Raw genomic sequence first — 22,185 nt, 5'->3', positions numbered from 1 at the left:
ATTTATTGTAAGTTCTTTAAATTTTATATCAATAAAAATTATATTTTATTATTTTTGTATCAAAAAATACTATCAAAATGACGATCACTCAATTACAATATGTGTTAGCTGTTGCCGAGCATAAAAATTTCACTCTTGCTGCCGAGAAGTGTTTTGTAACGCAGCCTACATTAAGTATGCAGATTCAAAAAATCGAAGAAGAACTTAACATTTTAATTTTCGACAGAAGTAAAAAACCAATCCAACTTACCGATATTGGTCATAAAATTGTAAATCAGGCGAAGAATATTGTAAATGAAGCCGACAGAATAAAGGATATTGTAGAACAACAAAAGGGTTTTATTGGCGGTGAATTTCGCTTAGGGATCATTCCAACCATTATGCCAACATTGTTACCCATGTTTTTAAACAATTTCATTAAAAAATACCCAAAAGTAAAACTTCTTATTGAAGAGCTAAACACAGATGAAATTATTCTAAAACTAAAGAATGGTCATCTGGATGCTGCGATTGCCGCGACACCACTTGAGGATGAAAAAATTAAAGAAATCGTTTTGTATTTCGAACCCTTCGTAGCGTACATACCAGAACATCACGCCAGCTTTGAGAAAACCGAAATTGAGGTAGCCGACTTAAATCTGAATGAAATTTTACTTTTACAAGACGGGCATTGCTTTAGAGACGGGATTTTGAATTTATGCAAAAATGGTTCTGACATCGATCAGACCAATTTTCAGATTCAAAGTGGGAGTTTTGAAACCCTGATAAAATTGGCAGACGAAGGCCTTGGTACAACGTTACTTCCGTACTTGCACACCTTAGACTTAAAAGATTCCGATAAACTGAAACTTCGTAACTTTAAGGAACCAAAACCAGCTCGTGAGGTAAGTTTAATTTACCCGAAAAGCGAATTAAAAATGCAAATCATTGACGCCCTCAGATCTACAATCGCCGGTGTTGTAAAAGGAGCAATTGTTTTTCAGAATGTTCAAATCATTAGTCCGCTACAAAAAAAATAAGCGCATAAAAAAGGAGCCAATTGGCTCCTTTTCTTTTATACTTTAATTAGTAGTAGACTTTGTTTTAATTCTGGTTTCTCAATAATGAAATTTAATAACCATTCTTGTAATTGTTCCATTTCGTACGGTAACAGTGTTTTGATAGCTTTCTCTAATTCCTTACAGAAAAGTATCGGATCGAAACTTACTCTCTCAAGTATTGATTTCGTGTAATCAAACATCATTTTAGACATAATAAAATAAGATTTTTGGGGGTTATCTCTATTTTTAAACTCGCAACAAATTTAAACAAATATCAGGTCGAATGGTATATTTTAACTTATTTTTTTAAAAACTTTATCAACTAATACGTTTTCTTATTACATATAAATCAATATAGAATCATTCTAAACAACTCATTTAAACCTTTTTAAAAGCCCTGAACATTTCTCTTTTTCCCGGTGGCCCCGCTAACTTCTCCACCGTAAATCCAACAGAAATCATACTTCTTTTAACAACTCCGCGAGCAGCGTATGTCACTAAAACGCCATTTGGCTTTAAACTATTGTACATTTTCTGAAAAATTTCGGTACTCCAAAGCTCCGGTTGCACCCGATATCCGAAGGCATCAAAGTAAATCAAATCAAAAATTTCAAAATCGTTTATTTCATCAAAAAATTGTTTCCTTTTGGTTAACGTAAAATCAGCGCTAATTTCAACTTCTGCATTCCATTCGCATTCATGCATTTTTTCAAAAACAGCAACATACTGATCTGCTTCCAATTCGGAAACATAATTCATTTCCAAAACTTCTTTTGCTTCAACCGGGTAAGCTTCTACTCCAACATAGTTTATTTTCTGTTGCTTTTGGGCCGATTCCAAAAAGGTAATAAAGGCATTCAATCCTGTACCAAAACCAATTTCAAGAATACTTACCGCTTTATCTTCAAACAAGGAAAGTCCGTTTTTTATAAACACATGTTTCGCTTCCTGAATTGCACCATGCTTCGAGTGATAACATTCATCCCATTCCTGCAAATGAATTGTGGTTGAGCCATCTAGCGTTTTAATTATTTCTCTTTTCACCTTTTAAACCGTTTATCATACAATATCGCTGATTTTCAAGCGATTTTCGGAGTCAAATTTAGTCAAAACAACTGCGTAAAGTCATAAAAAATGAGAGTTTTTTCATAAATTCTTTACAAAACTATGCCAATTATTTCAGTTTATTAAAAGATAGATAAATCTCAGTTAAACACGGCAATTAATGCAGTTATACTAAGCAAATTATATATTTTTCCTTAATTTTGCATTTAATAAAATCTATTTATACCAAAACATTACCGTAGTTCATTCTATAGTGATGCAATTACATAAAAAACTTTACATTATTATGAGTACAACTCAAACAAGCAAAATTGAAATCAGAAAAGCTACTTCATCGAAAATAAGCGGAGTTGATTTTGAAAACCTAAGCTTTGGTGCTGTTTTTACAGACCATTTATTTGAATGTGATTTTAAAGACGGTCAGTGGCAAAATCCTGTCATTAAGCCGTATGCTCCTATTCTGATGGACCCTTCTTCAAAAGTCTTCCACTATGGTCAGGCTATTTTTGAAGGTATGAAAGCTTACAAAGATGACAATAATGATATTTGGTTGTTCAGACCTGATGAAAACTTTAAACGTTTTAACAATTCTGCAGTTCGTATGGCAATGCCGGAAGTTCCTGAAGCTGTTTTTATGGATGGTTTAAATGAACTATTAAAATTAGATCAGGAATGGATTCAAAAAGGAAACGGAAGCAGTATGTACATCCGTCCTTTTATGATTGCAACCGGAGCAGGTGTTATTGCAAATCCATCTGACGAATATAAATTCATGATTTTATTATCTCCTGCAAAATCATATTACTCAGGTGAAGTAAAAGTAATTATCGCGGAACACTACAGTAGAGCTGCAAATGGTGGAATCGGTGCTGCAAAAGCGGCCGGAAATTATGCTGCTCAGTTCTACCCAACTAATCTGGCAAATAAAGACGGTTTCCAACAAGTAATCTGGACAGATGATGCCACACATACTAAATTGGAAGAAGCCGGAACAATGAATGTGTTCTTTAGAATAAACGACACTTTATTGACTGCTCCAACCAGCGAAAGAATTTTGGATGGTATTACCAGAAAAAGTTTAATTGCTATGGCAGAAAAAGAAGGTCTTAATGTAGATGTTCGCCCGGTTATCGTTTCTGAATTGGTAGAAGCGGCTAAAAACGGATCTTTAAAAGAAATTTTCGGAGCCGGTACAGCTGCCGTTATTAGTGTAATCAAAGGATTCTCTTATCAGGATACTTACTACGAAATGACTCCGGTTGAAAATTCGTATGCTTCTATTTTAAAAGAAAAACTAACAAGTCTTCAAAACAAACTTTCTGAAGATACTTTTGGCTGGACTGTTAAAGTTCAATAAATAAAATATTTTTAATTTTAAACCCGACAGGTTTTTGAAACCTGTCAGGTTTATTTTTTATAAAAGTTTCGAAAAATCCGGTTTAAAATAATTAGGCCCCTTCATTACTTTTCCGTCTTCACGATAAATAGGCTGACCGTCTTCTCCTAATTTACTCATATTACTGCGTTGGATTTCGTCAAAAACAGCTTCTATTTTATCTTGCAGTCCGTGTTCGATAATCGTTCCGCATAAAATGTACATCATATCTCCAAGCGCATCGGCAATTTCTACGAGATCATTATTTTCAACTGCTTCCAGATATTCTTCGTTTTCTTCTTTCATCAAATTATAACGAAGGTGTTTTTTATTTCCTCCCAAATCTGCAATTGGCGTTTCACTGTGTCCGATTTTAAAAGCAGTATGAAATTCCTTAACTGCATCTATTTGCTTCTTCATGATTTTATTTAATTAAATGAACTACCAAATTAGTAACTATTCGTGTACAATTATCTAAATTTGCCAAAAATAATTTCAACTATGTTTAGTCAAGGTCAATTAATATTCGCAGTCTGTTTTTTTATTGCATTCGTAATCGTAATGATTTTTGCTTATCGAAAAGATTTGGCATTACACAAAATTTTCTACAAAGGAAACTACAAAGTATTGCTCACCTTCCTGCTTTTTATTGTGATCCTGTTTGTGATCAAATTCTTTTTTAAAAGATAAGTATCGATTTTTTTCTTATATTTAAAAATCAAAAATAAATTACTGTTAGATTTCCATTTAGCATTTTCAAAAAAGAGTTCATTTTATTTTTTTGAATGAAGTATAATCCGAAAGTATCGTTTTAATTCCTGTACTATTCCACGCAATAGCAGAAAATTTATAACTTTACGACACCAAATAACCTACCCAATGAAGATTTTAAAATATCTGTTTCTTTTAGCGTTACTAAGCCTAGTTGCCCTTAGTGTTTTTGTAGCTACTCAAAAAGGAGATTTTACTATAGAACGAAGCAAAGTCATCAATTCACCAAGAAATACCGTTTATAATTACATAAATGATTTTAGAAATTTTGAAGATTTTGAATCATGGGCGGTTGAAGATCCAACGATGCGAATGTCTTTTCCAAGTAAAACAATTGGTAACGGAGCCACTTTTTCCTGGGAGGGTAATGAAGGAAAAGGAAATGCAATTACCCTGAAAACAAAAGAAGGAGAAAGCATTCAACAAAAAATGAACTTTGACGGAACGCAAGCTGACGTAAATTGGACATTCAAAGATACATTGGCAGGTAAAACAAAAGTAACCTGGAAAGCAAAAGGAACGATGAGCTTCCTATTCAAAATTTACACTTCTATAAATGGTGGTTCTGATAATGTGATTGGAACTATGTACGAAAAAAGTCTTGTAAATATTGACAAAAATTTAGATTACGAAACAAAAACGTATACCATTAAAGTCAATGGCGTTGTTAAAAAAACGGAGACTTCCTACATCAAACAAACTTTTACAAGCGAAATTCAAAAAGTAAATAAAAATGCCCGCGTTGTAATTCCAAAGCTTATACAATTCAGCAAAACAAACGGTTTACTTACTAACGGAAAACCTTTTATCATTTACCATACTTACGATACAGCAACCGGTTTAGCCAAAATATCGATTTGTTTACCCATAAACAGAGACATTTCTATTAGCGCCGGCAGTGACATACTATCGGGAAAACTTAATGGTTTTGAAGCCGTAAAAACAACTCTTACTGGAGATTACTCACATACCAGCGAAGCAATTGCCAAAACAAAGGCTTTTATAAACAACGAGAAAATCGTTCCCGAATTAAGCTGGTCACATCTTGAAATCCTGACGATTAATAAACTAGATGCAAAAAGCCCGTCAAAACTAATGACGGAGATTTATTTCCCAACAAAACCTAAAGTTATTCCTGTTGCAACTCCTGTTTACAGACCAAGGACTGAAGCAACTACAGAATCACAAAAACCGGCAACACCGGCAACATCTACAGAAGAAGAACAATCAGAATTCTAAAAAAATAACAGAGGCAGATTAAACCTTTTCTTTTAAATTCATTCTAACAAGATATAAACCAAAAGCTTGACAGACGAGAAGGAATTTATAGCACAATTATTAAATCCTAAAACGCAAAATACAGCGTTTCAAAAACTCGTGTCTGATTATCAGAAACCCTTGTATTCTCATATTCGAAACATTGTTTTGAATCATGATGATACCGATGATGTGCTACAAAATACTTTTGTTAAAGTTTTTCAATATCTAAAAAACTTTAAAGGAGAAAGCAAACTTTTTTCGTGGATGTATCGCATTGCAACCAATGAAGCTTTGACTTTCCTGAATCAAAAAGCAAAACTGAACGGTATAACCTCTGAGGCTCTTCAAAATAAAACAATCGACAATTTAAAAGCCGACGTTTATTATGACGGAGATGATATTCAGATAAAACTTCAGAAAGCGATCGTAACGCTACCTGAAAAACAGCAATTGGTATTTAAAATGAAATATTTTGAAGAATTGAAGTACGAAGAAATTGCAGAAATTCTGGGCACTTCAGTAGGCGCCCTAAAAGCATCTTACCATCATGCGGTAAAAAAAATTGAATTATATGTCACAACAAATTAAACCTTTTGTGACAAAACCTATCTTACAGACATTATGAAAGCATTTAAACTAGAAAACGAACCGAAAATAACAACAGGATTTAAAACTCCGGAAAACTATTTTAATGATTTTTCGGCAAAAGTTTTACAGCAAATTAATGAGCCTGAAGTAAAAGTCATTCCGTTCTATAAACGTAAAAAAGTACTCACCCTACTCGCAGCTGCCGTTGTTGTTATTGCACTTATGATTCCGATCGTAAACAATTACAAAAACACATCAAAAGAACTGGATGAAAAAACCTTAGAAACCTATTTGGCCTATCAGTCTAATCTGAACCAATACGATTTAATCAATCAGCTTGACACAAAAGATATCGAATCTCTGAACAAAAATATTGCCCTTGAAGACGAAACTCTTGAAGATGTCCTGGCTACCAATCCTAATATTGAAAATTTAATTTCAGAATAAAACAAAAAACTCAAAAATATGAAAATCAAAAATATACTTCCAATACTTCTATTTTTCGTTAGTTTTTCATTTTATGCCCAAAGCGATAAATCAGACGAAAAACGAGAAAAAATCAAGGCTTACAAAGTTTCATTTTTGACTACTGAACTTGAACTTACTTCAACAGAAGCAGAAAAATTCTGGCCTGTTTATAATGCTTATGACGACAAACAATTTGAATTACGTCATGATAAAATGAAAATGTATCTACGTAAATTAGACGATGACAACATCAATTCACTTTCAGAAAAAGAAGCTGCCGCGCTACTTTCTCAAATAGAAAGCACCGATAAGGAATTGTATCTTTTACGCGAAAAGTATTCCGCAAATCTGAAAAAGATTCTTTCGGCAAAAAAAATATTAAAGCTTAAAAAATCGGAAGATGATTTTAATCGAAAGTTATTAAAACAATATCGAGATAAAGCTGGGAAAAACTAATCCCACAAGAAACAACAGCGATAGGAACCCTATATAATAATACTTACTTTATTATTTAGGGTTCTTATTATTTTATAGAAAATGAATTCGGACCATTTTATTATAACCAGCCGCGATTGCTGTGTTTTTATTAATAAAACGAATCGTAAAGAGTTTAGTATCATTGGACAATTCTTTCCAGTTTGCCCCTCCGTCCTGAGAGTACTGGATTCCCGAAGCTCCTACACAAACCAATTCTTTAGCATTACTTCCCGGCACGTATTGCACACATGAAGCATATCCAAATCCCTGATCCTGTCCCGTTAATTCCCAAGTTTTTCCTCCGTCTTTTGTAAAGGCCTTATTATCTGTTTTCTGCTCCGGAAGTTCGTAATCTCCCCCGGCAACAAATCCATGTTTAGAATCATAAAAATCGGCAGTAAAAATACCCGTCATTGTTTTTCCCTGAACAATTGGCGTATCCACAACTTTCCAGGTTCTTCCTTTATCCGATGAATGAAAAACGCGCGCTTTTTTACCTCCGGAGACCAACCAGGTATCATTTCCTTTAATTACGATATTAGAATTACTCGCTGCAAAAGCGGCTTCTCCCTTGGCATTTGTTGGTAATTTATCCGAAAGGATTTTGGTCCAGGTTTCACCTCCGTCACGGGTAACAATAATCGAAAAAGTATCTTCAATAGGGTCGCCAATAGCAATTCCTTCTTTATCATTCCAGAACTGCATGCTGTCGTAAAACACTTTTGGGTTGATCTCTTTATACACTAATTTAACCTTAAGTGTTTTTTTAGAAACCTGATACAACAATGCCGGATTAGCAACACTTAATAAAAAAACATTTTTTGAAGTCTGAGCAATACTTCGGAACTCTAACTTTAAAGTATCCCGATAAATACGGTCCTCAAATTTTTCTTTTTTATCTAAATCAAAATAACCAAAACGGGAATTATCTGCTCCATACCACACCTTGTTTTTATCAATTGAAATGGCACGAATACTAATTTTATCCTGAACTAAAGTTTCTATTTGCACTGAAGTAAAACCACTATTCACGACTTCTTCATCGTTGTTATTCAACGTTTTAAAAGACACAAGCAAGACAAAAGCACTAAAAAACAGGATCCCTTTTTTCATATCGATTATTTATTTTTCTTGCTAAAATACAATTATTTATAACATATAAAATAGGTTTTGTTTTTTTTTCTGGCACAGTAATTGGATACCTCCAAATATTAATCTTAATATGATTTGTCATGAAAACCAAATTACTTTTTATAGCATTACTAACATTAGGTTTTAGTAGCATTCAGGCACAAAATCAAACTACTGTTTATGCAAAAAATTCAGATATAAGCGATAATTTAGATCTTAGAGCTGTTGCTTCCATATTTGGAGAATCGGCAAATCTTCAGGATTTTGAGAGACGTTTAAACGATCCAAAATATCAGATTTCGAATCTTGACTTAAACGATGATGATCAGGTTGATTATTTACGTGTTATCGAATCTGTAGAAGGCAGAACTCACGTTGTAATTATTCAGGCTGTACTTGACCGTGATGTTTATCAGGATATTGCAACAATCGACGTAGAGCGAAACAACTCCAGTAAAGTTGTCGTTCAGATTGTAGGGAACTCGTATTTATATGGAGCCAATTATATTTACGAGCCGGTTTACAATGTGACTCCGATAATCTATACCTCTTTTTGGGTTACGAATTACAGACCGTATTGTTCAACCTGGTATTGGAATTATTACCCAACCTACTATTCGGCGTGGAGACCTTTCCCGATTTACAGATACAGAAACAATGTCAACATTTATATCAACGTAAACAACCGTTACAACTATGTAAACCAAAGAAGAAGTTACAGAGCAACGGCATTATACGAAACAAGACGTTCTTACGGTTACGAAACCAGACATCCGAATTACAGTTTTTCTCAAAGACATTCGAACGTTAACAACAGATATGAACTAGATCAAAGACGTGTTGCCAGCAGAGACTATAACAGAAATCAAAATAGTTACGATTCCAACAGATCCAACACAGGCAGAGGCACCGGTTCAGACAGAAACTATACCGAAAATAGAAGTTCTAATACCAACAGAACCTATACAGACAGGTCTAACACAAATAGAACCAGTACAGACAGAACTAGTACAGACAGAACTTATAGCGACAGAACTTATAGCGACAGAACTAATACAAATAGAACTAATACAAATAGAACTGCCACAGATAGAACCGGCACGGATAGAAATTATAACTCGAATCGTGGCACTTACGACAGAACCAATTCAGCAACCGTGACGAATCCGGTAAGAACAGAAAATACGCCGCGAGCTCAAGTTGACAGAAGTTCAAACGAAAACAATTCGAGAACCTACTCAGAAAACAGAGCAAATTCAAACCGAACTGCTCCGGCACAGCGAACTGAAAGTCCAAGAAGTTATTCTGACAACAGAAGTAGTTCAGAAAGCAGAGGAAACAGTTCAAGAGCACAGGCTCCGCAACGATCTGAATCTCCAAGAGTAAATCAGGAATCAAGAGGAAGTCAGCCACAAAGAGAAAGCGGATCGAGCTCAAGAGGCGAAGGAAGAAGAATATAATTTTCACCATTTTCATCACCGATAAAAATCAAAGCACAATTTTACGATTGTGCTTTTTTTTATCTTTATCCATTATAATTGACGCTAATATATTTTAAAACAGTAAATTTGCAACCGTCTTTTATAAAAATATACATGAACGCATCGCATAAAAACTTACACAGTAAGTTGTCTATTGGGGGTCTACTAATCACATTAGGAATTATTTACGGAGATATTGGTACTTCTCCATTGTATGTAATGAAAGCCATCCTTGGTGACCACACCATTAATGCAGACATCGTTCTAGGCGGTATTTCTTGTGTCTTCTGGACATTAACGCTACAAACCACGATAAAGTATGTCCTTATCACTTTAAGTGCCGATAATCATGGTGAAGGTGGTATTTTTGCTTTATATGCTTTAGTCAAAAAAACAAAAATACAATGGCTCATAGTACCGGCGATTATAGGAGGTAGTGCCTTATTGGCCGATGGTATTATCACGCCACCCATCTCCGTTTCATCTGCTGTAGAGGGAATTAAAACCTATTATCCGGAGATCAACACCATTCCAATTGTTATCGGAATTTTGTTTATCCTGTTTACCATTCAACAATTTGGAACCAAACTAGTCGGTAAATTCTTTGCACCGATGATGTTGATTTGGTTCGCTATGTTAGGAACGCTGGGAACCATTCAGATTGCCAGTCATCCTGAAGTTATAAAAGCAATTAACCCTTATTATGCTTACCATTTATTACAGATACATCCGGAAGGATTCTTTGTTCTTGGATTGGTATTTTTATGTACAACAGGGGCTGAAGCTTTGTACTCAGACATGGGACACTGTGGTAGAAAAAACATCAGAATCAGCTGGATTTTCGTTAAGATGACTTTAGTATTAAACTATTTTGGTCAGGCAGCGTATTTAATTCACCACGAAGGTCAAACCTTGCAAGCTTTAGGAGGAGAAAATGGAAATCCGTTTTACCTGATCATGCCGGATTGGTTTCAACCGGTAGGAATTGTTATCGCAACTTTAGCAGCAGTAATTGCGTCACAAGCTTTAATCAGTGGATCGTTTACTTTGATCAACGAAGCCATGCGTTTGAATTTCTGGCCAAAGGTAAAAATCAAATATCCGACCGAAGTAAAAGGTCAATTGTATATTCCTTCTATTAACTGGTTGTTGTTTTTTGGTTGTGTTGGTATTGTACTACACTTCGAAAAATCAAGTAATATGGAGCATGCCTACGGTCTTGCCATCGTATTATGTATGATCATGACCACGATCTTATTAAATTATTACCTCATCATGAAACGTATTAAATTGTTTTTCATGGTGCCGTTAATTACGATTTATTTGTTAATTGAATTTAGCTTTTTGATTGCCAATGTGACCAAATTTGCCGAAGGTGGTTACGTAACTTTAATCATTGCTGCCGTTCTAATTTCGGTAATGACTATCTGGTATCTGGCTAAGAAAATTAATAAAAACTATACTAAAATTGTCAAAATTGACGATTACAAAAAAGTATTAATGGAGTTAAGTGAAGACTTAACAATCCCGAAATATGCCACGCATTTAGTTTATATGACCAATGCCAATCGTGTAGACGAACTCGAGCAAAAGGTAATGTATTCGATCTTGCAAAAACGTCCAAAAAGAGCTGACATCTATTGGTTTGTTCACGTTAACATTTTGACTGAGCCTTATAAAACACAGTATAAAGTGACCGAAATCGCTAAAGATGATATCTACAGAATCGATTTTAATTTAGGCTTTAGAGAACCTACGAAAATCAATTTAATGTTCCGTGAAGTAATCAGAGACATGGTAAAAAGAGGCGAAGTTGATATTACCAGCCGTTATGAATCATTGAACAAAAACAATATTATCGGAGACTTTAAATTTGTATTGTCTGAGAAGTTCCTTTCTAACGATAATGATTTAAGATGGCACGAAAATATTATCATGAACTCTTATTTCTTCATCAAAAAACTAAGTTTATCCGAAGAAAGAGCTTTTGGTCTGGACAGTAGTTCTGTAAAAATAGAGAAATTCCCAATGGTGCTTCATGCCCCTGAAAATATTGGATTAACCCGAATTACAAAATAAAGGTATTCTAAAATAAATACAGAAAAACACTCTTTTATACTTTATTAGAGTGTTTTTTTTCTTTTTAATGAAAGTCAAAATAACAATCAAAATTAAAAATTTAACTTTCAATCAATTAATAGTACCTTTGCAACTCAAATAATTAAAATGAGATTACACAGAAATTTAGTTTATACTACCATTGATTCTTTGAACGCTATCTTCAATGAAGGAGAATACGCAGACAAAGTGGTAGCAAGAGCCTTAAAAAAAGACAAACGTTGGGGAAGTTCTGACAGGAAATTTGTTGCTGAAACCATATACGAAATAGTTCGTTGGAAACGATTATACGCTGAAATTGCCGAAGTTAAAGAACCTTTCGACAGAGACAATCTATGGAGAATGTTTGCCGTTTGGGCTGTTTTAAGAGGATACCCGATTCCGGATTGGAGACAATTGGAAGGAACTCCTGAAAGAAAAATAAAAGGTCGTTTTGACGAACTTTCAAAAATCAGAGCTTTAAAAGAATCTATTCCGGACTGGATGGATGAATTGGGAGTTAAAGAATTAGGCGAGAAAGTTTGGGCAACAGAAATTGCTGCACAAAACCAACCTGCCAAAGTTATTTTAAGAACCAATACACTTAAAGGAACGAAAGAAAACCTGAGAAACACCTTGATGGATTTGAATATTGAAACAGAATATTTGAAAGATCAACCTGAAGCTTTAGTTCTAAAAGAAAGAGCCAATGTATTTTTGACAGATGCTTTTAAACAAGGACTTTTTGAAGTTCAGGATGCCAACTCACAATTAGTTGCCGGTTTCCTTGATGTAAAACCAGGAATGCGCGTTGTAGATACTTGTGCCGGTGCCGGTGGAAAAACATTGCATATCGCTTCTTTAATGGAAAACAAAGGGCAATTGATTGCAATGGATTTGTATGAAAGCAAATTGAAACAATTAAAATTAAGAGCCAAAAGAAATGGTGCTTTTAATATCGAATATCGTATTATCGACACCACAAAAGTAATCAAGAAATTACACGAAAAAGCGGATCGTGTGTTGATCGATGCACCTTGTAGTGGTTTAGGAGTTCTAAAAAGAAATCCTGATGCAAAATGGAAATTACAACCGGAATTTATCGATAACATTCGTAAAGTTCAGGCAGAAGTTTTAGAAAGTTATTCTAAAATTGTAAAACCGGGCGGAAAATTAGTTTACGCAACTTGTTCTGTTTTACCATCAGAAAATCAAGAGCAAGTAGAACGTTTCCTTAAAACAGAAATCGGAAAACAATTTACCTTCATAAAAGATCGTAAAATATTAGCTTCAGAATCTGGTTTTGACGGATTCTATATGGCTCTACTAGAGCGAAAAGAAGCTTAGGATTAAATTCCAATAAAAAAATTCCAAATTCCAATACTGTTGTGTTGGAATTTGGAATTTTTTATTTTTTTTGAAATTTGGGATTGCGAAAAATTAAATTCAAACTCCAAACTAAAGGTTAAATTCCAATAAAAAAAATCCCAAATTCCAACCTGTAAATTGGAATTTGGGATTTTTTTTAAATTGGAATTTTCAAAACTTAGTTTTGTAAGCTTTTTTTGCGTAACAATTTTCCGTTTTCGTTTTCTTTGAATTTTGGGACGAAAACAATTTCTTTTGGCTTTTCAAACTTTCCTAAAACATCAAAAAAGTCAGTCGCAAATTCTTGTTTTTCGCCTTCAATGACCAAGATTAGCTTTTCTCCTAAAACAGAATCAGGCAAGCTTGTTACAAAAAAGCGATTCGCTATTTTTCCGGTTAGTTTGGTTTCTATCTGTTCGGGAATAAGTTTGACTCCCCCACTGTTAATCACATTATCAATACGTCCTAAAAACACAAACTGATTTTCGTTTACCAGCTCAACTAAATCATTTGTAACAATTGGTTGATCTGAAACAGCAGGCACAGAAATCACCAAACAATCGCGATCATCTTTTGCTATTTTTACATTCGGCAAAATCGAAAAAGCAGCTTCTCCTACCCTTTTAGCGGCAATATGTGTTATGGTCTCGGTCATACCGTACGTTTCGTATATTTCGGTCTTTAAAGGCAATAATTTTTCTTCTAAAACAGTATCAATTTTTGCACCGCCAATAATTAACTTTTTCACATTCTTTAGTTCCTCTATTGAATTTTGAACTTGTAAAGGAACCATTGCCACAAAATCATATCGCTCCTTCCTTAGCCCTAATGGTGCCACACTTGGCGATACCACATCGAGATTCAAACCTAAAATAAAACTGCGAACCAACATCATTTTACCGGCTATAAACTGAACCGGCAGGCAAAGCAATGCTTTATCTCCGGGATTTAAATCAAAAAAATCTCCCGTTGCTAAAGCTGATTGGATCATAGCCCGCTTTTCTAAACGCAATAATTTTGGAAGACCAGTTGTGCCCGAAGTCTTCGTTTCAATGTAGTCCTTATCATCGAACCAATCCAATAAAAACTCTCCTATCGCCTGTTCGTAAACATCCCCTTCTTTGATATAACTATAGCCAATTCGACTCAAGTCTTTTCCGTTTAGGTGATACCCATTAAGCCTAAAGTAATTATGAACTTTTTTATGTGTTAATTCCATCGTGATCGTTTTAATTTAATGATTTGCAGTATCAATTTTGCCTGTTAATTTTTCTTTCCAGTTGTTCCATCCATATTTTTTGGCAAAAATAAAGAGTAAAACCGGATACACCACAACAACCGGTAAGATAACATCGAAGCCTGCTGAAGGCTCAGACATGTCTTTAAAAATAGAATGTGTCTGAAAAACAGACCAATCCGAAGTAACCAATAAAGCACCTATCAGATTGTTAGCAGCATGAAAACCCAAGGACAATTCAATTCCTTCATCCATAAGGGCTAGAATACCCAGAAATAAGCCTGTACCGATATAATAAACCATAATTATATACCCCATTTTTTCTACTTCGGGGTTAAAAACATGCATCGAACCAAAAATCACCGACGTCATCAATAGCGGAAACCATCTGTTTCTGGCCAAATTAGCAAATCCCTGCATTAAATAACCTCTAAAAACGTATTCTTCTGTACTGGTTTGTATTGGAATTAATACAGCGCCTAAAACCACCAAAATCAAAAAAGGAATCAAATTAAAATTCCACACAAATTTTTCGGGAGATCCAAAGTAAACCGCTGCGAAACTCAGAATAGAAAAAAGAGACCACAAAATAAACGAAAACGAAACCCGCTTCCAGTCAATTTTTTTTCGCGATGTTGTGATCGATAAAATGGTCTGATGATGTAAATATTTCACCACAAAATAAATCCCCGCAAATGCAAAAGCAAAAGAGATCATTACCAAAAACAAAGTCACATTTGGCTCAAACATTCTCATAACAGAAGCATTATCTGTTGGGAATGCCTCATTAGAACTAAAGCTTTTATAAAGTACAGCAATCGAAAAAGGAATCTGACCAATAAACGACGCTCCGATAATAAAAACCGACCCCAGAAGGTATTTCCAAAATTGATTTTCGGGTTTAATTCCTTGTTCTAAAAACATATTAGGATAAAGTTTAAAAATGAGAATTCAGTTTAATAAGTAAATCTTATTTTTGGTGTTGCTAAAATACCGAATTTTTTACTTTAACAATCTCATAACAAATTAAAAATACTAAAATGATCGAAATCTATCACAATCCACGTTGTGGAAAATCAAGAAACTGCCTTGCCTTTTTAGATCAATCTAACGAGGATTACAAAATCATTCCTTACCTGACCGAAACGCCTTCTTTTGAAGATTTAAAAATATTACTTCAAAAACTAAGTCTGCAACCCATTCAATTAGTAAGAATCAAAGAAAAAGTGTGGATTGAAAATTATAAAGAAAAAACGCTGAGCGATGATGAAATTATTCAGGCAATGGTCGATAATCCAATTCTGATCGAACGTCCAATTGTTATAAAAGACGGAAAAGCCATTATCGGGAGAGACTTATATCTGGTTGCTTCTTTCTTAGATTGATTATAAAAAACGGTATTAACATTTTATTGTGATTTGTCTCTTTAAACCAAAAGCTACATTTGGTGTCTAATGAAAAAAAGTAACCAAAAATAACAATGAAACAAATCAGATTTGCTGTAGTACTTGTATTCCTTTTTACAAGTTTTTACAACTATGCACAACAACCACCCAGCGGTAAAAACAAGGTAAAAGTTACCGGGAAAGTTTTCGAAAAAGTTAGCAAACAAGCTCTTGAGTATGCTACTGTTTCTATAATGCTTCCTAATGACACCAAAGTTATTGCCGGAGGAATCACCAATCCTAAAGGAGAATTCGAAGTAGCAGTTGCACCGGGCACTTACGATATAAAAATTGAGTTTATTTCGTTTAAACCAACAGAAATCAAGCAAAAAAGTATTCAGGACGACACTAATTTAGGTGCCGTTAATTTATCTGAAGATGCAGCGCAATTAAGCGAGGTTGTGGTTCGTGCAGAAAAGTCAACAGTAGAAATAAAACTGGACAAAAAAGTGTATAATGTCGGACAAGATATGATGGTAAAAGGCGGAACGGTAAGCGATGTACTGGATAACGTACCGTCTGTTTCTGTTGACACGGAAGGAAATGTAAGCTTAAGAGGCAGTGACAATATCCGAATTTTAATTGACGGAAGACCGTCAAACGCCATTAACGTTGCTGAAGCTTTACGCCAACTTCCGGCAGATGCTATTGATAAAGTTGAAGTTATTACCAATCCATCCGCGCGTTACGATGCCGAAGGAGGATCAGGTTTGATTAATATTATACTTAAAAAAGGTAAAAATCAAGGTTTTAACGGAACTTTTATTGCTTCGACCGGAATTCCTGAAACGTACGGATTAAGCGCCAATCTAAATTATAAAACCGAGAAATTTAATTACTTTACAACGGCCGGTTACAATCACAGAACAAATGAAGGTGGTGGACTAACAAATACAGAGTATTTCAAAGCAGACGGTTCTACCAAAGAATTTTTAGATGAAAATCGTGACACTAAAAGAACAAGAGACGGTTTTAACGGAAGAGCGGGTGTCGAATGGACTGTTGCTCCGAATACATTTTGGACGAATGCCATCAATTATCAAAAAAATACGGGAGAAGACCGCGATTTAATCGGTTTCGATAATTTTGATGCTAACCACGTATTTACAGGTTCCACATACCGATTGAATAATGGTGATACTGAAAGTGAAAACTTTGAATATACGTCAAACTTAATCAAAAACTTTAACGACAAAGGTCATAAACTTACTGTTGATGCTTCTATTTCAAGAAACAGAGATGATAATAACAGTTTAATTACGGGCTCGCAAAATTACAACAGCACACTAAACGATCAGGTACAAAAGCAAGTTCTTTTACAGGCAGACTATGTTTTGCCAATTAGCAAAGGAAGTCAGTTTGAAGCGGGATACAAAGGAAGTTTCGGTGATTTAAACAATGAATATTTTGTTTTGGATCCGGCAGGAATTATTGATCCTAAATTATCAAATACTTTAGAATACAAAGAAAATATAAATGCGTTTTACACGCAATATGGACTTAAAATCAATAAATTTTCTTACTTGTTTGGCTTGCGCTGGGAAGACACCAATATTCAGGTTAATCTTTTAGACACTAAAGAGTTTAATACCAAAAAGTACAATAATTTGTTTCCAAGTGCTTTTATCAGTTACGAAATTTCAGATCAGAGTAACTTCACAGCAAGTTACAGCAAACGTGTTTCAAGACCAAGAGGACGTTTTATGAACCCTGCCGTAAATTATTCCAGCAACATTAATATTTTCAAAGGAAATCCGGATCTGGATCCTTCCTTAACAGACAAATATGATATTGGCTACATTAAACGTTGGGAGAAATTAACTTTTAACACCTCAGCCTATTTCGAAAATACAAAAGACGTATTCAGCTTCGTAAAAGCGCCAAATGGCGACCAAGTAAACGGGATACCGGTAATTGTGAATACACCGATCAATTTAGGAAATGAGCAAAAATTTGGTTTTGAATTCACCCTTAATTACACTCCTTTCAAAAAATGGAGACTAAACAGTAACTTCAATTTTTACAACGTAAAAACAACCGGAGAAAACTCATACACAGACAGCCAAGGAGTTCTTATTACCCAAAATCTTGACAATCAAGCCAATTCCTGGTTTGCAAGAATCAACTCTAAATTAACTTTACCGTACAAAATAGACTGGCAACTGACTGCTATGTACAATGGTGAACAAAAAACGGCACAAGGTAAAAATCTGGGGCAATTTGGTATGAATACCGCTTTTAGCAAAGATGTGTTAAAAGACAAAGCTACAATTGCATTCAACATTAGTGATATTTTCAATTCACGCATCATGAGGTCTTACACTTATCTTCAAAATGACAAAACATTAGAAAGTCAAACATCTTATAGTGAAATGCAATGGCGTAAACGTCAGTTTAACTTATCGTTTACCTACCGTTTTAACAAACCAAAAAACGACAGAGAAAAGAATGGCGCTCCTAAAAATGAAGGAGGCGGTGATGGCGGAGATTTTCCGGGATAAAAACTATCAAATCATATAAAAAAAGGGGCTGTCTACATAAAAAGACAGCCCCTTTTTTATTTAAAAATTGAACAACTACGAGGCAATTAAGATTCGGCTAAAGCCTTTCCTCTACTTTTTTCTATATCTCCAGCTAAAGCTGGAGGCTATTGAAAGGAATTTTACCTCTTTTTGAAGGATCAAGTCCGAAAGTTATGGGGAAGTAAAAATCTCGCAGAGTCGCAAAATCGCAAAGTATTAATGAAAAAACAGAAGAAAAACTTTGAGACTCTATAACATTTTTAGAAATCCAAAGCGAGAAAGTAGAAAACAGAAAACAGAAAATTAGAGCTTAAAAATAGGAGAAAAACTTAACGGCTTGGCGTCTTTGCGAGATTCAAAGCGAGAAGTTGGAAAATTAGGTACTTAAAAAGCTGTGGCGAAAAAGTATAAGATCTGCTAATGCTAGCAAAAGAAATCTAAAAATTATTCCACAACTTTTGAACTTGATTCGAAATTACAGAACTACAAGATAATTGTTCCTCCACAACAATATGTCTTGATCCTTTTTGAAGTCCTTAACTTTTTGACTTAAAAAAAAAGGACTCGTAAAAACGGGTCCTTTTTTTATGAAATCAATTAATTAACTGATTGTTCTTCTTTCTTTTTTGCTCTCATTTCTTTGAACATTTCCCAGCTAGCACCCGTAACCCAATAAGATACGAATCCAACTAAGAAAAACATCAACCAAAACCCTATAGTTAGTATGGTTAAGAAAAGTAAAAAGCCTAAGTACTGTGAAAATTCAAACATGTTTTCCGGAATTTTTGAATGTAGGCACAAATGTAACTCTAATATTTTTCGTTGCCAATAAAAACCAAATCATTTTTTATAAAATAAGAATAATTAGTGTATTTAAAATCATTTTAAATAAGGATTTTTTTTTAAGTTTACAGACGCGGGAGTATGGGGCGGTTTTTAGCCTCAGTCTCGGTCTCAGTCTCGGACTACAGTTTACAAATGACATTTTACAAATACTGATATTACAATAAATAATTTTTTACATCAAGCAAATGAAATACAGAATAGAAAAAGACACCATGGGGGAAGTTCAAGTCCCAGCCGATAAATATTGGGGTGCTCAAACAGAACGTTCAAGAAATAATTTCAAAATCGGACCATCGGCCTCTATGCCTAAAGAAATTATAGAAGGTTTTGCTTACTTGAAAAAAGCTGCGGCTTATGCCAATCACGATTTAGGTGTTTTACCAATAGAAAAAAGAGATGCCATCGCAGCAGTTTGCGACGAAATCTTGGCCGGTAAATTAGACGATCAGTTTCCGTTGGTAATCTGGCAAACAGGTTCCGGTACACAAAGTAACATGAACGTAAACGAAGTAATCGCCAACCGTGCTCAGGTGCTTAAAGGTTTTGAAATTGGAGAAGGCGAGCAATTCATAAAAGCCAATGATGATGTCAATAAATCGCAATCATCAAACGATACTTTTCCAACTGGAATGCATATTGCAGCTTATAAAATGATTGTAGAAACTACAATTCCCGGTGTTGAAAAATTAAGAGATACACTACACGCAAAAGCTGTAGCATATAAAGATGTCGTAAAAATTGGCCGTACCCACCTTATGGATGCTACCCCGCTTACTTTAGGACAGGAAATTTCCGGTTACGCTGCTCAATTAACATTCGGATTGAAAGCTTTAAAAAATACCTTAGCACACTTAGCTGAAATTGCTTTGGGCGGAACTGCAGTAGGAACAGGTCTTAACACTCCAAAAGGATACGATGTAAAAGTGGCTGCATACATTGCAGAATTCACCAATCACCCTTTTATAACTGCTGAGAACAAATTTGAAGCTTTGGCTGCGCATGATGCTATTGTTGAAACGCACGGAGCGTTAAAACAACTGGCTGTTTCTTTAAATAAAATTGCGAATGATATCAGAATGTTAGCTTCAGGACCTCGTTCGGGAATTGGAGAAATTCACATCCCTGAAAACGAACCGGGATCTTCTATTATGCCGGGGAAAGTAAATCCTACGCAATGTGAAGCCCTGACGATGGTTTGCGCACAAGTTATAGGAAATGATATGGCAATTGCTGTTGGCGGTATGCAAGGACATTACGAATTGAATGTTTTCAAACCCGTTATGGCTGCAAACTTCCTTCAATCTGCTCATTTATTAGGTGACGCTTGTATTTCTTTTGATGAACATTGCGCACAGGGAATCGAACCGAATCACAAACGTATCAAAGAACTGGTTGACAACTCCTTGATGTTGGTTACCGCTCTAAATACTAAAATCGGATATTACAAAGCCGCCGAAATCGCTCAGACCGCACACAAAAACGGAACAACTCTTAAAGACGAAGCCGTTCGTTTAGGCTATGTAACTCCTGAAGATTTTGACGCCTGGGTTAAGCCTGAGGAAATGGTATAAACTATAGGCTGATTTCAGGTTTCAGGTTTCAGGTTTCAGGTTTCAGGTTTCAGGTTTCAGGTTTCAGGTTTCAGGTTTCAGGTTTCAGGTTTCAGGTTTCAGGTTTCAGGTTTCAGGTTTCAGGTTTCAGGTTTCAGGTTATAAAAAAAGGGAAAAGCTTAAAAGCTTTTCCCTTTTTTTATTCTTTTTAATTATAGGCCTTGTTTTAAACTTGAAACCTGAAACTTAAAACTCCCCCTTACTTTCCATCTACATAATCTTGTAAGTAACTGAATCTTGGTGTTAGTTTTCCGTTTTCCGTCATTTTTGCACGTTCTAAAATTCCGTCTTTATCTCCGTTGAAAAAAGCAGGAATAACGTATTCCATAAATTGTTCTCCAAAACCTTCACTGGCATCTTTTGGGATTTCGCATGGCAAATTATCAACTGCCATCACTACAATAGCACCGGGATGAAATACATCTACTTCTTTGTCTTCACTTGGCCAGTATCCGTAAATAGGCTCTGCAATCGTAGAAGAACGTAAGGTACATGCAATCGGCCCATTCACATCACAAGAAATATCCGCAACTACTTTTATCTTGCAGTCACTTGCATTTAACATTTCTCTTGTCAAAATAGCCGGAGCTTCACTGGCATAAAAATGACCTGTAAAATAGATATCGGTCACTTTTGTAAATTTTTCGAAGTCCGAAACATAAGCCTCAGGATGTGCTACGAAATCATTAAAATCGAGAAGCTGTCCGTCAATGCGTTTGTTATATTCTAAAACATCCAGTTGTACATAAACCGGCTGTGTATAATTTTTAGTCAAATAATTCTCTACTGCTATTTCCTTTACTTTTATGGCATCCAGAATTTCTTTGGCTCCACTCCCAACCTTACCGGTTCCGGTGATTACAAATTTTAAAGGAGGTAAAGTAATGCGTTTTAAGTGCATAATTAACGCCTCTTTACCCGCAAGTGTTTCTGCTTTTGGCAATTTGAACAATTCGAATTTAATTCCGAATGCGCGAATTCCGTTATAGACACCAACCATTCCGGCATATTTTCCAAAACCGATTAGTCTTCGATTGTGACTGTCAACTATGGTCTCATGATCATACAGATCAATCTTCTTTTCCAAAATAGCTTGCAACAACTTTTTATTATAAGGTTGCTTTTTTATGGTATGTGAAAAAAAGAAGTACGCTTTATTTGGAATTAAGTTCTCTACAGGAACTTCCTTTACACCAAATAAAACATCACAGTCAGAAACATCCTCTGTAACCGTTATTCCCATACTTTTATATTGAACGTCAGAAAATATTCTAATATCTGAACTTTCAACCTCAACAGTAGCTTCATGATAAAGCTGTTTCAGTTTAGCCAATTCATTAGGAGCAAACACAACGCGTCTGTCCGGTGGGTTTTTTCGTTCTTTTATAATACCAAATTTCATTT

General features: G+C 34.9%; 19 protein-coding genes. 12 read left to right on the top strand and 7 right to left on the bottom strand.

The window, feature by feature from the left end; translation table 11 throughout:
• Nucleotides 1-77: 77 nt before the first annotated feature.
• Entirely contained in the window at nucleotides 78-1,019 is a 942-nt protein-coding gene (locus ACHRV5_RS19175; RefSeq protein WP_047773714.1) for a LysR substrate-binding domain-containing protein, read from the top strand.
• Between the two features lie 35 nt (nucleotides 1,020-1,054).
• On the opposite strand, the gene ACHRV5_RS19170 is transcribed toward ACHRV5_RS19175, so the two are convergent.
• Both ACHRV5_RS19170 and mnmD read right to left on the bottom strand, forming a co-directional pair.
• Nucleotides 1,055-1,252, bottom strand: a complete 198-nt coding sequence (locus ACHRV5_RS19170; protein ID WP_017496117.1) for a hypothetical protein — start codon at nucleotides 1,250-1,252, stop codon at nucleotides 1,055-1,057.
• Between the two features lie 166 nt (nucleotides 1,253-1,418).
• Complete coding sequence (gene mnmD, locus ACHRV5_RS19165; protein WP_047773716.1) at nucleotides 1,419-2,084, bottom strand: tRNA (5-methylaminomethyl-2-thiouridine)(34)-methyltransferase MnmD; 666 nt, start codon at nucleotides 2,082-2,084, stop codon at nucleotides 1,419-1,421.
• 307 nt (nucleotides 2,085-2,391) lie between these two features.
• Here mnmD and ACHRV5_RS19160 point away from each other — a divergent pair, with 307 nt between their 5' ends.
• Nucleotides 2,392-3,462 (top strand): branched-chain amino acid aminotransferase, encoded by a 1,071-nt coding sequence (locus tag ACHRV5_RS19160; RefSeq protein ID WP_047773795.1) that lies wholly within the window; start codon nucleotides 2,392-2,394, stop codon nucleotides 3,460-3,462.
• A 57-nt stretch (nucleotides 3,463-3,519) separates the two neighbouring features.
• Here ACHRV5_RS19160 and ACHRV5_RS19155 read toward each other — a convergent pair whose 3' ends face one another.
• The gene (locus tag ACHRV5_RS19155) at nucleotides 3,520-3,900 is read right to left on the bottom strand and encodes a nucleoside triphosphate pyrophosphohydrolase family protein (protein WP_047773717.1); all 381 of its coding nucleotides are present in this window, start codon (nucleotides 3,898-3,900) and stop codon (nucleotides 3,520-3,522) included.
• A 459-nt stretch (nucleotides 3,901-4,359) separates the two neighbouring features.
• Here ACHRV5_RS19155 and ACHRV5_RS19150 point away from each other — a divergent pair, with 459 nt between their 5' ends.
• The 4 genes from ACHRV5_RS19150 (at nucleotide 4,360) to ACHRV5_RS19135 (ending at nucleotide 7,023) form a co-directional block, all read left to right on the top strand.
• Nucleotides 4,360-5,490, top strand: coding sequence for a transcriptional regulator (locus tag ACHRV5_RS19150; RefSeq protein ID WP_395427835.1), 1,131 nt, complete (start codon nucleotides 4,360-4,362; stop codon nucleotides 5,488-5,490).
• Nucleotides 5,491-5,556: 66 nt separating this feature from the next.
• On the top strand, nucleotides 5,557-6,099 hold the full coding sequence (locus ACHRV5_RS19145) for an RNA polymerase sigma factor (RefSeq protein ID WP_047773722.1): 543 nt from the start codon (nucleotides 5,557-5,559) through the stop codon (nucleotides 6,097-6,099).
• Nucleotides 6,100-6,132: 33 nt separating this feature from the next.
• Nucleotides 6,133-6,546: a hypothetical protein gene (locus ACHRV5_RS19140; RefSeq protein ID WP_395427834.1), complete on the top strand. Its 414-nt coding sequence runs from the start codon at nucleotides 6,133-6,135 to the stop codon at nucleotides 6,544-6,546.
• Nucleotides 6,547-6,564: 18 nt separating this feature from the next.
• Nucleotides 6,565-7,023: a hypothetical protein gene (locus ACHRV5_RS19135; RefSeq protein WP_047773726.1), complete on the top strand. Its 459-nt coding sequence runs from the start codon at nucleotides 6,565-6,567 to the stop codon at nucleotides 7,021-7,023.
• A gap of 72 nt (nucleotides 7,024-7,095) precedes the next feature.
• On the opposite strand, the gene ACHRV5_RS19130 is transcribed toward ACHRV5_RS19135, so the two are convergent.
• Nucleotides 7,096-8,157: a WD40/YVTN/BNR-like repeat-containing protein gene (locus ACHRV5_RS19130; protein WP_395427833.1), complete on the bottom strand. Its 1,062-nt coding sequence runs from the start codon at nucleotides 8,155-8,157 to the stop codon at nucleotides 7,096-7,098.
• A 119-nt stretch (nucleotides 8,158-8,276) separates the two neighbouring features.
• Between ACHRV5_RS19130 and ACHRV5_RS19125 the strand changes: the two genes are divergently transcribed.
• The 3 genes from ACHRV5_RS19125 (at nucleotide 8,277) to ACHRV5_RS19115 (ending at nucleotide 13,100) form a co-directional block, all read left to right on the top strand.
• Nucleotides 8,277-9,635 carry a hypothetical protein gene (locus tag ACHRV5_RS19125; protein ID WP_395427832.1) on the top strand — a complete coding sequence of 453 codons (1,359 nt, stop codon included), beginning with the start codon at nucleotides 8,277-8,279 and terminating at the stop codon, nucleotides 9,633-9,635.
• Nucleotides 9,636-9,770: 135 nt separating this feature from the next.
• On the top strand, nucleotides 9,771-11,735 hold the full coding sequence (locus ACHRV5_RS19120; RefSeq protein WP_047773731.1) for a KUP/HAK/KT family potassium transporter: 1,965 nt from the start codon (nucleotides 9,771-9,773) through the stop codon (nucleotides 11,733-11,735).
• Between the two features lie 147 nt (nucleotides 11,736-11,882).
• A complete protein-coding gene (locus tag ACHRV5_RS19115) occupies nucleotides 11,883-13,100 on the top strand; it encodes an RsmB/NOP family class I SAM-dependent RNA methyltransferase (RefSeq protein ID WP_395427831.1) in 1,218 nt (405 codons plus the stop codon).
• 199 nt (nucleotides 13,101-13,299) lie between these two features.
• Here ACHRV5_RS19115 and ACHRV5_RS19110 read toward each other — a convergent pair whose 3' ends face one another.
• Together ACHRV5_RS19110 and ACHRV5_RS19105 are read right to left on the bottom strand one after the other, a co-directional pair.
• Nucleotides 13,300-14,340, bottom strand: coding sequence for an AMP-binding protein (locus ACHRV5_RS19110; RefSeq protein WP_395427830.1), 1,041 nt, complete (start codon nucleotides 14,338-14,340; stop codon nucleotides 13,300-13,302).
• Nucleotides 14,341-14,355: 15 nt separating this feature from the next.
• Nucleotides 14,356-15,282, bottom strand: coding sequence for a lysostaphin resistance A-like protein (locus ACHRV5_RS19105; protein ID WP_395427829.1), 927 nt, complete (start codon nucleotides 15,280-15,282; stop codon nucleotides 14,356-14,358).
• Nucleotides 15,283-15,398: 116 nt separating this feature from the next.
• Here ACHRV5_RS19105 and ACHRV5_RS19100 point away from each other — a divergent pair, with 116 nt between their 5' ends.
• From ACHRV5_RS19100 to fumC, 3 genes are all read left to right on the top strand, one after another.
• Entirely contained in the window at nucleotides 15,399-15,743 is a 345-nt protein-coding gene (locus ACHRV5_RS19100) for an arsenate reductase family protein (protein WP_395427828.1), read from the top strand.
• A 95-nt stretch (nucleotides 15,744-15,838) separates the two neighbouring features.
• The gene (locus ACHRV5_RS19095) at nucleotides 15,839-18,304 is read left to right on the top strand and encodes a TonB-dependent receptor domain-containing protein (RefSeq protein ID WP_395427827.1); all 2,466 of its coding nucleotides are present in this window, start codon (nucleotides 15,839-15,841) and stop codon (nucleotides 18,302-18,304) included.
• Nucleotides 18,305-19,356: 1,052 nt separating this feature from the next.
• Nucleotides 19,357-20,742 carry a class II fumarate hydratase gene (gene fumC / locus ACHRV5_RS19090; protein WP_047779242.1) on the top strand — a complete coding sequence of 462 codons (1,386 nt, stop codon included), beginning with the start codon at nucleotides 19,357-19,359 and terminating at the stop codon, nucleotides 20,740-20,742.
• Between the two features lie 238 nt (nucleotides 20,743-20,980).
• Here fumC and ACHRV5_RS19085 read toward each other — a convergent pair whose 3' ends face one another.
• Nucleotides 20,981-22,183, bottom strand: a complete 1,203-nt coding sequence (locus ACHRV5_RS19085) for an NAD(P)-dependent oxidoreductase (protein WP_047779243.1) — start codon at nucleotides 22,181-22,183, stop codon at nucleotides 20,981-20,983.
• Nucleotides 22,184-22,185: the final 2 nt, after the last annotated feature.

This window comes from Flavobacterium sp. FlaQc-52 (genome assembly GCF_044007495.1).
GTDB classification, from domain to species: Bacteria; Bacteroidota; Bacteroidia; order Flavobacteriales; family Flavobacteriaceae; genus Flavobacterium; species Flavobacterium cupriresistens.
This window is presented reverse-complemented; position numbering and strand designations above follow the sequence as displayed.